The organism is Persicitalea sp. (genome assembly GCF_041751555.1).
Classification (GTDB): Bacteria; Bacteroidota; Bacteroidia; order Cytophagales; family Spirosomataceae; genus Persicitalea.
In genome coordinates this window covers 1-8,974 of record NZ_JBGSXF010000727.1, presented here as the reverse complement: position 1 = coordinate 8,974, position 8,974 = coordinate 1, and the positions used below count along the sequence as shown (strand labels likewise).

Annotated in this window: 11 protein-coding genes; 7 read left to right on the top strand and 4 right to left on the bottom strand. The window is 49.6% G+C overall.

What is annotated here, in order from left to right; genetic code table 11:
• Positions 1–227, top strand: a 227-nt coding sequence (locus ACEW8P_RS25545) for a ComEA family DNA-binding protein (RefSeq protein ID WP_373515890.1), incomplete at its 5' end; no start/stop codon positions are given.
• Between the two features lie 103 nt (positions 228–330).
• Here ACEW8P_RS25545 and ACEW8P_RS25540 read toward each other — a convergent pair.
• Positions 331–1,053, bottom strand: a complete 723-nt coding sequence (locus ACEW8P_RS25540) for a TIGR00730 family Rossman fold protein (protein WP_373515891.1) — start codon at positions 1,051–1,053, stop codon at positions 331–333.
• Between the two features lie 288 nt (positions 1,054–1,341).
• Here ACEW8P_RS25540 and rpiB point away from each other — a divergent pair, with 288 nt between their 5' ends.
• On the top strand, positions 1,342–1,773 hold the full coding sequence (rpiB, locus tag ACEW8P_RS25535; RefSeq protein ID WP_373515889.1) for a ribose 5-phosphate isomerase B: 432 nt from the start codon (positions 1,342–1,344) through the stop codon (positions 1,771–1,773).
• A gap of 51 nt (positions 1,774–1,824) precedes the next feature.
• Here rpiB and ACEW8P_RS25530 read toward each other — a convergent pair whose 3' ends face one another.
• The 3 genes from ACEW8P_RS25530 to ACEW8P_RS25520 form a co-directional block, all read right to left on the bottom strand.
• The gene (locus tag ACEW8P_RS25530) at positions 1,825–3,234 is read right to left on the bottom strand and encodes a hypothetical protein (protein WP_373515888.1); all 1,410 of its coding nucleotides are present in this window, start codon (positions 3,232–3,234) and stop codon (positions 1,825–1,827) included.
• A gap of 103 nt (positions 3,235–3,337) precedes the next feature.
• Positions 3,338–4,510, bottom strand: a complete 1,173-nt coding sequence (locus ACEW8P_RS25525; RefSeq protein ID WP_373515887.1) for an AGE family epimerase/isomerase — start codon at positions 4,508–4,510, stop codon at positions 3,338–3,340.
• A gap of 101 nt (positions 4,511–4,611) precedes the next feature.
• Positions 4,612–5,511, bottom strand: a complete 900-nt coding sequence (locus ACEW8P_RS25520) for a sugar phosphate isomerase/epimerase family protein (protein ID WP_373515886.1) — start codon at positions 5,509–5,511, stop codon at positions 4,612–4,614.
• A 100-nt stretch (positions 5,512–5,611) separates the two neighbouring features.
• Here ACEW8P_RS25520 and ACEW8P_RS25515 point away from each other — a divergent pair, with 100 nt between their 5' ends.
• The 5 genes from ACEW8P_RS25515 to ACEW8P_RS25495 form a co-directional block, all read left to right on the top strand.
• Entirely contained in the window at positions 5,612–6,808 is a 1,197-nt protein-coding gene (locus tag ACEW8P_RS25515) for a class I SAM-dependent rRNA methyltransferase (RefSeq protein ID WP_373515885.1), read from the top strand.
• Positions 6,809–7,121: 313 nt separating this feature from the next.
• The gene (locus tag ACEW8P_RS25510) at positions 7,122–7,412 is read left to right on the top strand and encodes a nucleotidyltransferase family protein (protein WP_373515884.1); all 291 of its coding nucleotides are present in this window, start codon (positions 7,122–7,124) and stop codon (positions 7,410–7,412) included.
• Positions 7,405–7,743, top strand: a complete 339-nt coding sequence (locus tag ACEW8P_RS25505; protein WP_373515883.1) for a DUF86 domain-containing protein — start codon at positions 7,405–7,407, stop codon at positions 7,741–7,743. The genes ACEW8P_RS25510 and ACEW8P_RS25505 overlap by 8 nt, the downstream gene beginning before the upstream one ends.
• Before the next feature lie 114 nt (positions 7,744–7,857).
• Positions 7,858–8,415, top strand: a complete 558-nt coding sequence (locus tag ACEW8P_RS25500; protein WP_373515882.1) for a pyridoxamine 5'-phosphate oxidase family protein — start codon at positions 7,858–7,860, stop codon at positions 8,413–8,415.
• A gap of 110 nt (positions 8,416–8,525) precedes the next feature.
• Positions 8,526–8,974: Gfo/Idh/MocA family protein (locus ACEW8P_RS25495; RefSeq protein WP_373515881.1), on the top strand; the 449-nt coding region annotated here is incomplete at its 3' end.

The window sequence follows — 8,974 nt, the reverse complement described above, 5'->3', positions numbered from 1 at the left end:
TGAGGCGATATGGTCGCGTGCAAACCGCGCCAAAAAAGATCAATATTAATAAAGTCACTCCCGAGGAACTCTACCGTCACCCGTATTTTCGCAACAAAAAACTCAATGAAGTCATCGTCCGCTATCGCGAACAACACGGTCCCTACGCTTCACCAGAAGCTATGAAGGCGGTGCGAATTCTGGACGAAGCCACACTGCGGAAGTGGGAACCTTACCTAAGCTTCTGATTTCGGGTAAAAGGTTAGTGGTTAACGGTTCGCAGACTTCAAAATAGTAATCGCATGAACGCCGTTGACCATCAACCGTTAACCCTTGACCCCGAGAGCGGAATCAGAAGTTGGGTTTCAACAAGTACTTCGAATAGAATTCTTCGATTACACGTACTGCTTCATCGGGGGTTTCTACCACGCTGAAGAGCTTCAAGTCGCCGGGGCTGATGTTGTTCTGAGCTTCCAGCATCGTCCCTTCAATCCAGTCGATTAAGCCTGTCCAATATTCTTTTCCTACCATTACGATTGGAAAGCGACCAATTTTCTTGGTTTGAATTAGGGTGAGTGCCTCAAAAAGTTCGTCGAGCGTGCCGAAGCCGCCAGGCAGCACGATGAAGCCCTGAGAGTACTTAACGAACATGACTTTCCGGACGAAAAAGAAATCGTAGTCCATGTTCTTGTCAGGGTCTATGAACGGATTGCTATGCTGCTCGAACGGTAGTTGGATGTTCAGGCCGACCGACTTGCCGTTTTGCTCGAAGGCTCCTTTGTTGGCGGCTTCCATAATTCCTGGTCCTCCGCCTGTGATGACACCGTAGCCTTTCTGCACCAGTCTGGCGGCAATTTCTTCGGCGATGCCGTAATAAGGATTGTCAGTCGTGGTGCGGGCGGAGCCAAAGACGGACACGCAAGGCCCGATTTTGGCAAGTTTGTCAAAACCCTCCACAAATTCGGCCATAACTTTAAAGATGACCCAGGAGTCGGCGCTTTTTATTTCGTTCCAGTCGCGATCCTGGAAAGCCTCCTTTATCCGCGCCTCGTCTTCCGGCACGGCGGGGTTCATAAGTGAAATGTCGATTTGTTCGGTGGTAATGGGGTTCTCTTTAAGTGCTTCTTTCACGATTTAATTTTGACCGGGTCGCCGGTGCGATTAGAGAATTGGTAAACCAGTGAATATCTAGATCAGGAAGTTTTAAATGAACTTTTGCTCATCCTCCTCGTCTCAATTTTCCTCAGTTACCAATTCAAATTACAAGTCTAGTATCTTTACCTTTGTATAATTACTAATTTGGCAAGAATAACGATTCCATTCAACTATTATGCTTAGGCGGGGATACTTAACAGCAATACTATGAAAAAAATTGCCATCGGCTCAGATCATGCCGGATTTGAGTACAAACAACCCATCAAGGAGTGGTTAGAAGCCAACGGCTACGAGCCGACCGACTACGGTACCGACAGTTTCGAATCCACAGACTACCCTGACTATGCCCACCCGGTGGCGAGTGCCGTGGAGAACGGGGAATATGAACGTGGTATTCTGCTGTGCGGCAGTGGACAAGGCGTGTGCATCACGGCCAACAAACACGCAGGTATTCGGGCGTCTTTGGTGTGGAAAAAGGAGATCGCGGAGCTTTCACGGAAGCACAACGATGCCAATATTATCTGCCTGCCTGTGCGCTTTATTGAACTGGAAGAGGCGCTCATCAGCGTACAGAAATTCCTCAGCACCGACTTCGAGGGCGGACGTCACCAGCGCCGCGTGGGCAAAATCCCCTGCTAAGCGACCACTTAAAGCTGAGTGATGACCTCGGGGCTGCCCCGTCGTCACTCCTTACCCCCTTTTCTCGTAAATCCCCTTCCACGGACTGGGCTTGTAACGTTTTTGCAATGCCGGAACACGGTCGAAAAGCTTGGGCATCACGTTGTGCTTGTCAATGACATAGTCGGGGGGATCCTGACGGAAATTATCGTAAATATGGATGACACTGTCGAAGTTGTCCAGATTTTCCAGGTCATAGCGCGATAAATCCCAGTTGAGGTAGGGCGTGGCCGTGAAGTTGTTCATGTATTCGCCTTCGTCGTCGCCAATGACCAGGATTTTCTTGTTGGTTATCGCCTCAGGCAACAGGGCAGGCTTGGCCCTCAGATTATCGAGTCGGCCTACCGTAAGGCCCGGCATAAGGTTCATGAGTCCCTGGTATTGAATAAACAAGATCCCTCCGACAACGACCAGGAAGAGCAACTCGGCCATCCAGATTCGACGGAAACTTTGAAAATAATAAGCCGCAAAATAAGCCAGGGCCGGGACAAGAACCACGAACTGCATGGGAGCCAGGTACTCCATCAGCGGAATCATAAGCGCCGCTGTGATTAGCCACATAGCCATCATCTGCTGGATGCGCGACTGGTAGTTGACGAATCGGGTACTCGCCAGCATTCGCATAAAACCCAGCGTCCCTATGGCCATTGGAATGGCTAACGAAAAAATGAGGGAAGAGAAGTCGTTGAGCGCGTACTGCTTGACAGCGAAGACGGAGGTGAGCAGGTTGCGATTCAGGTTAGCTACGCTGTCGTTGAGGTAGAAATAGAGCGTAACCATTGCCAGCGGAAAGATGGCTCCGAAGAACCCCAGCACGTGCTGCCGTAGTGTAGCACCCGTGTAAAAAAGCAGAGAAACGAAGGCCCAACCCATGAAAAGCGCGGCAGGCAGGTAAAAAAGCGTAGCAAGCCCTACGTATAATCCTAATTCGAAGATTTCGTTGGTGACCTGCCGCCGTTCAAACATTTTGATGGCTGCTCCCAGCGCCAGCAGCAGAAAAGTGGTAGCCATGAGCATCGGCGACAGCGTGCTGAGGTCAAAGGAAATATTCAGCAACAAAGCATAAATGGCCCCTGGCACATGACTACGCTCCGGTAGAACTTCACGGGCGCGAAGAATATAATTGAAGTACAGGATTTGGAACACGGAGACTGCTCCCGCCGCTACCTGGTAGGCAAGCTGGGAACGTCCGAAAAGGCGGTCGATGCCCCAATACACCATCCCGGAAAGCGGACTGACATTGTCCCAAACATCCCGGTAGAGCATGAAGCCCCGGTTCATCTGCTCCCCCACCAGCATCCAGCTCAGCTCGGGAATAAGGAGTGGTACTTCGCTCCACAACGTGGGCAGTCGCAGCAACGCAAAGAATAGCACAAGGCTGAGATTCAGGTAGGTGGCGTTGACTCGAAAAAAACTTAGCAAAAGACCGTCAGGTTATGGAGGAGACTGATAAACGTAGCACGAAATTACGCCCCTCCCTTTTACCAAAAAAATAAGTGTGAGTTTTCTCGCCCTCGACAGTTGGCTAGCTTAATCTGCGCCACATTTCGGCGCACATCCGGGCGTTATGGTAGGGTGCTTTCCAGAAGTGTATCTTATCGCCCTTGACTATGGTGCCATCTTCCTGCACCGTGGTATGCCACTCCCCACGCTCGGTGTCCATGAATTTTTGCTGCACGTATTCCCAGCTTCGCTCGGCGAGTCTCTGGTACTTCTCGTTCTTGGTTAGTTGGTAGGCGTTGTAGAAGCCCACAACCTGCTCGGCCAGTACCCACCAACTCCGGTTGGACTGCAAGTGGTGCGTCTCAGGAAAGTACTCGTAGTTAAGCGCTCCATCTTTGCCCAGGCCCGAAGTGGCGACCTCAGCCATTTTCAGGCAACGCTCCCGCACGCGGTGAATCGTGTCTTCGTCACGGAGAATTTCGGCGGTTTCATACAGCAACCACGACGCTTCGATGTCGTGGCCGTAGGAAATCGTCTTGTCTTTGGGTGTCCAATCTTTGGTAAAAAAGAGCTTCATGCGGTCGGTATCATCGACAATGTGGTTCAGGATGGCGTCGAGCATCCCGGCCGTCTGCTTTTTCAGGCGGGCGTCGGGCCACACGTCATACAGGTTGGTGTACGCTTCAACCAAGTGCAGGTGCGTGTTCATGCTCTTGATGTACGGCGACTGGCTCAGAATGTAGTTCTCGATCGGCTGTCCCTCTCGGCCCACGGCTTCCAGATAACCGCCCTGTCCGGCATCGAAGGCCCATTTTTCAATATATTCAAAAAGCTCCCTTGCCAGCTTCAGGGCGCCTTCATCCTTCGACACTCGGTAGTACTCGCTCAGACCGTACATCGCGAAGGCTTGCCCGTACATCTGTTTGATAGTTTCCAGCGGCTCGCCATCGGCGGTGACGGACCAATAAACACCACCGTTCTTTTTGTCGAAAAAGTATTGGGACAAATAGGCAAAGGCCCGCTCGGCCATCGCTTTATAGCCTGGATTAGGGAACAAGCGATGCGCCATCGAGAAAGTCCACAGAATCCGGGAATTGACAACCACCGAGCGCGGCGCGTCCTTTTTGGAAATATTGTCGAACGACACCGCCCCGTGGAAACCGCCTCTTTCATCATCGGGAGTGTACTTTTCCCAATAACTCAGGATACGAAACAGTTCGGTCTTGAAAGCATCGGCAGTGAATTGAGCAGGCATCTGAGATGGGTTTATAAACGAAACTACCATCTGCTGAAGGCGAGTAGTAGTTTCGTTTCGGCTGAGAATGCGAACAATGATCAGGAATTTATAGTCGCTCTCTAAATGGTCAAATTCCTCATATAATCCGCATCATGCGCCAGGCTGACCATAGCGGATTCAGGGTATTCTTCCTGTTCGACAATGTAATGTTTCACACCCGTTTCCTGGGCCACTTTCAAGGCTTTGGGGTAGTCGACTACGCCCTTGCCGAGGTCAGTCTGCTTGAATTCGGGTTCGCGTACGAAGTCTTTGACGTGGCAAAGGTCGTAGCGACCGGCGTATTTGGTGAGGTGGGCTTCGATGTCTTTGTTGGCGGCGGCAATCCAGCACATATCGAGTTCGTACACTACTTTCGATGGATCGGTGTTGTCCAGCAGAATCTCTTGCGGAATTTGTCCGTCCAGTTCCTCGAAGGAATAGGCGTGGTTGTGGTAGCCAAACTTCACGCCCCCCTTGTTGCAAATCTCCCCGCGTTGATTGAATTCCTCGGCGCGTTTTTTCCACTCGTCGATGCTTGGCTGAGCGCCAATGTGCGGTTGCAGCACGTAGGTGAGTCCGGCCTCGGCGCAGTCGTTGGCCAGTTTTTCAAGATCTTTGGTCGTGTCGGCGTGAGTGCTGACGATCTTCATGCCCAATTCGTCCACGTAGGCTTTGAATTCTTTTGGCGTCATCCCCCAGAAAACGCCCTGATCTCCCTGGTAGCCTTCGATTTCCTTGTAACCCAGATCGGCGATTGACTTGAGAATACCTTTGGGATCCTTCCCGATGATGTCGCGGACGCTATATAGCTGAATGCCGAAATTGGAGATTTTGGTATTGGCGGCTGTTCCGGCAAGTGTGGTGCTGTCGCTATCGGAGCCATTTTCATTCCCACTTTTGCATGAAACCAGCGGGTAAGCCACTGCCCCCAGTGAGGCAAAGCCGGCGGCTTTTAGAAATAAACGGCGGTTGTAATTCATGTTTAAATATCATTCAGGGTTAAAAATTGCGTAAAATTGTGACAATGATACGAAATTGAAACCCGATTAATGCCATTTAATCAAAAAATCAGACTGCATTTTGTCAAACGATAGCCCCCTCCTACCCATAAAATTATTTCTGCAGAAAGGCCGTGAACAAGCCGTAGAACGCCGTCATCCCTGGGTATTTTCCGGAGCAATCTCGCGCCAGGACGGCGACCCGCAGGACGGCGATCTCGTGGATGTAATGAACCGCAACATGGAGTTCCTGGCGCGGGGACACTACCACGACGGTAGTATCATGGTCAGGATTTTGACCTACGAACCGGAAGAAATAGATGTCGATTTCTGGAAAACGCGGTTGGGCAACGCCTACACCATGCGGAAAGATTTGCTCCTCGACAACACCGACAGCTACCGCCTGGTACATGGTGAAGGCGACGGGCTGCCCGGCCTGATCGTGGATATGTACAACGGCGTTGCAGTCGTGCAGGCGCACACGATCGGGATGCACCGCTGCCTGGACGATATTGCGCAGGCGTTGCAGGAGGTGATGGGTGATGAATTGAAAGCGGTCTATAACAAAAGCCGCCAGACGCTGCCCGGCAAATACGCCTCGGACTTTGCCGATGGCTACCTCTTCGGCGAAGCAGAAACGCCCCACCGGATTACCGAAAACGGCAACGCCTTTTTGGTAGATTGGGTCAAGGGCCAGAAGACGGGCTTTTATCTCGACCAGCGCGAAAACCGCCAGTTGCTGGCGCGTTACGCCCCCGGAAAATCGGTACTCAATGCATTCAGTTATTCCGGCGGCTTCTCTGTGTACGCCCTCGATGCGGGCGCCGCATCGGTCGTGTCGCTCGACGCCTCGGGTCGGGCCATCGCTTTATGCGACGAAAACGTGGCCCTGAACGAACACTCCGAACGCCACCACTCCGTGGCGGAAGATACGATGGCCTGGTTCAAACTGCAGGACACCACCTACGACATCGTGGTACTCGACCCGCCCGCTTTTGCCAAGAGCATGTCGGCGCGGCACCGGGCCGTGCAGGGCTACAAAAGGCTGAATATCGAGGGAATTAAAAAAGTAAAACCCGGCGGGCTGCTCTTTACCTTTTCCTGTTCGCAGGTCGTGGATCGGGAGTTATTTTACAATACCGTCGTGGCCGCCTGCATGGAGGTGGGCCGCAAGGCGCGGGTCATCCACCAACTTTCGCAAGGGCCGGACCATCCGGTCAACGCGTTTCATCCCGAGGGTAGTTATTTGAAGGGATTGGTTTTGAGGATTGATGAGTAGTGAGGCAATTTTCCGAACTTTTTTCAGTAACTCAGTATTCATAATCTTTGTGAAAAGAATATTTTAATCCCTTGTATTTGAAGGGGCTATGGGGGAACAGACTGTGGAGTGAGTACTTTATACTTTTACAACAAATACAAAGAATGAATGATCTTGATTATTTAAATAATCCTCGTTGGGCGTAGTCTTCCGAAGGAGACTGCGTCCTGAAAATAAAAGGCCGTTTGCAACGGCCGAGCTGAGAATTGTTATACCGTAGATAGTGTTATCATCGGTAATGCGTTATCTATCAGTAAAATGTAAATTAATAGCTATGACCAACTTCCAATCCATTCTACAAACTCTCACCTACCTCAAACCCGAGTTGGTAAGCAAGTACCACATTCGTTCACTGGGCTTGTTTGGTTCGGTCGTGCGAGATGATTTTACGGAGTCCAGCGATGTTGATATTCTGGTAGATTTCAGTCAGCCCATTGGCATTGAATTCATTGATCTAGCGGATTTCATCGAAGATAAATTACACAAAAAAGTAGATTTGGTTTCCAGGAATGGAATCAAAGAAAAGTATTTTCAAGCTATTGAAAGCGAACTAGTGTATGTCTAACCGTAGTCCTGCGCTTCTGATCGGGGATATTTTAGCGAGCGGAGCCAAAATAGTCAACTACACCGAAGGATTAAGTTTTAAAGAATTCGTGGACAATCCAATGGTACTAGATGCAGTAATTCGAAACTTTGAAATCATCGGCGAAGCGGCCAACCGATTACCTGTCGAGTTCAGAGATAATTACTCTTGCGTTGATTGGCGTAGAATTCGAGGTTTCCGAAATCGTATTGTCCATGATTATTTTGGTGTAGACTACCGAATCGTATGGGAAATTAAGGAAAACTTTCTTCCTGAATTAATAAGCCAACTAGAACAGATTGAAATTCAGTAAAGCCATCTTCACCGAAGTTTGGAATGACAAATGCCTTATGATGAAATAGTTGCGGGAAGTGTTTTTATTTATAATCCAAACTACCCAAATTGACAACTCCTGCAAATCAACCCTATGGGTAAATTCAGCAATTCCATACAACCCGAGCACAAAGAATTTATCGAAGCCCAGCATATTTTCTTTGTTGCAACGGCTCCCCTCAGTGGTGATGGCAGAGTCAATCTCTCGCCCAAGGGTTTGGACTGTTTTCGGGTGTTGGATAATAAGCGGGTAGCCTATATGGATTTAATCAGCAGTGGCAATGAAACCTCGGCGCATACGCTCGAAAACGGGCGGATCACATTCATGTTCTGTTCTTTTACCGCTAAGCCGAATATTCTTAGATTGTACGGCAAAGGATTCACTGTATTGCCAGATTCCGACGACTGGGACTTATATGCCAAGGACTTTACGATTTATCCAAGTACTCGGCAGATCATTGTGGCGGAGATTGACCTGGTTCAAACTTCCTGCGGCTTTGGGGTGCCGATGTTTGATTATGCCGGGGAACGGGACATGCATTTCGAATGGGCAGAAAAACAGGGCGCCGAAGGACTGATTAAATACATGAAAGATAAGAATTTAAAAAGCCTCGATTCCTTGCCGACCAATCTGGGTTTGCAGTTTCCATAATGTTCCACCACAGTTCCCTGGTCTGTGTTCCCACAAATCGCGGCTTAAACAATCCTGCTCAATACCAATATATTTAATAGCTCAAATCAAAAGACTCAACCCACGGCCACATGAATAAAAGAGATTTTATAAAAAGTATAGCAGCGATGTCTTCGCTCACTCTATTGTCAGCTGAATCATGGGCCTTTTCCGCCGATAAACGTTTAAGAACCGCTCATATTGGTTTGGGCGGGATGGGCAAGTCTGACCTGGCGTCCATTTCATCACACGCCAATGTGGATGTTGTGGCTCTATGTGATGTCGATTCTGAGGTATTGGCAGGAGTAAAATCAAAGTTCCCTAACGCAAAAACGTACAAGGATTATCGGGTGATGCTCAAAGAATTGAGCAATGAAATCGATGCCGTTATCGTATCGACTCCTGATCATACCCATGCTCCGGCCTCCATGATGGCCATGGAATTGAACAAGCCCGTTTATTGTCAAAAACCGCTTACCCATTATGTGGAAGAAGCCAGGGCGATGGATAAAATGGCCAAAGACAAAAAGCTGGTAACCCA

Coding starts and splice junctions, on each gene's coding strand:
- ACEW8P_RS25540 (WP_373515891.1), bottom strand. CDS start 1,053: ATGAACCCCGCCGTGCCGGAAGACGAGGCGCGGATAAAGGAGGCTTTC.
- rpiB (WP_373515889.1), top strand. CDS start 1,342: ATGAAAAAAATTGCCATCGGCTCAGATCATGCCGGATTTGAGTACAAA.
- ACEW8P_RS25525 (WP_373515887.1), bottom strand. CDS start 4,510: ATGCCTGCTCAATTCACTGCCGATGCTTTCAAGACCGAACTGTTTCGT.
- ACEW8P_RS25520 (WP_373515886.1), bottom strand. CDS start 5,511: ATGAATTACAACCGCCGTTTATTTCTAAAAGCCGCCGGCTTTGCCTCA.
- ACEW8P_RS25510 (WP_373515884.1), top strand. CDS start 7,122: ATGACCAACTTCCAATCCATTCTACAAACTCTCACCTACCTCAAACCC.
- ACEW8P_RS25505 (WP_373515883.1), top strand. CDS start 7,405: ATGTCTAACCGTAGTCCTGCGCTTCTGATCGGGGATATTTTAGCGAGC.
- ACEW8P_RS25500 (WP_373515882.1), top strand. CDS start 7,858: ATGGGTAAATTCAGCAATTCCATACAACCCGAGCACAAAGAATTTATC.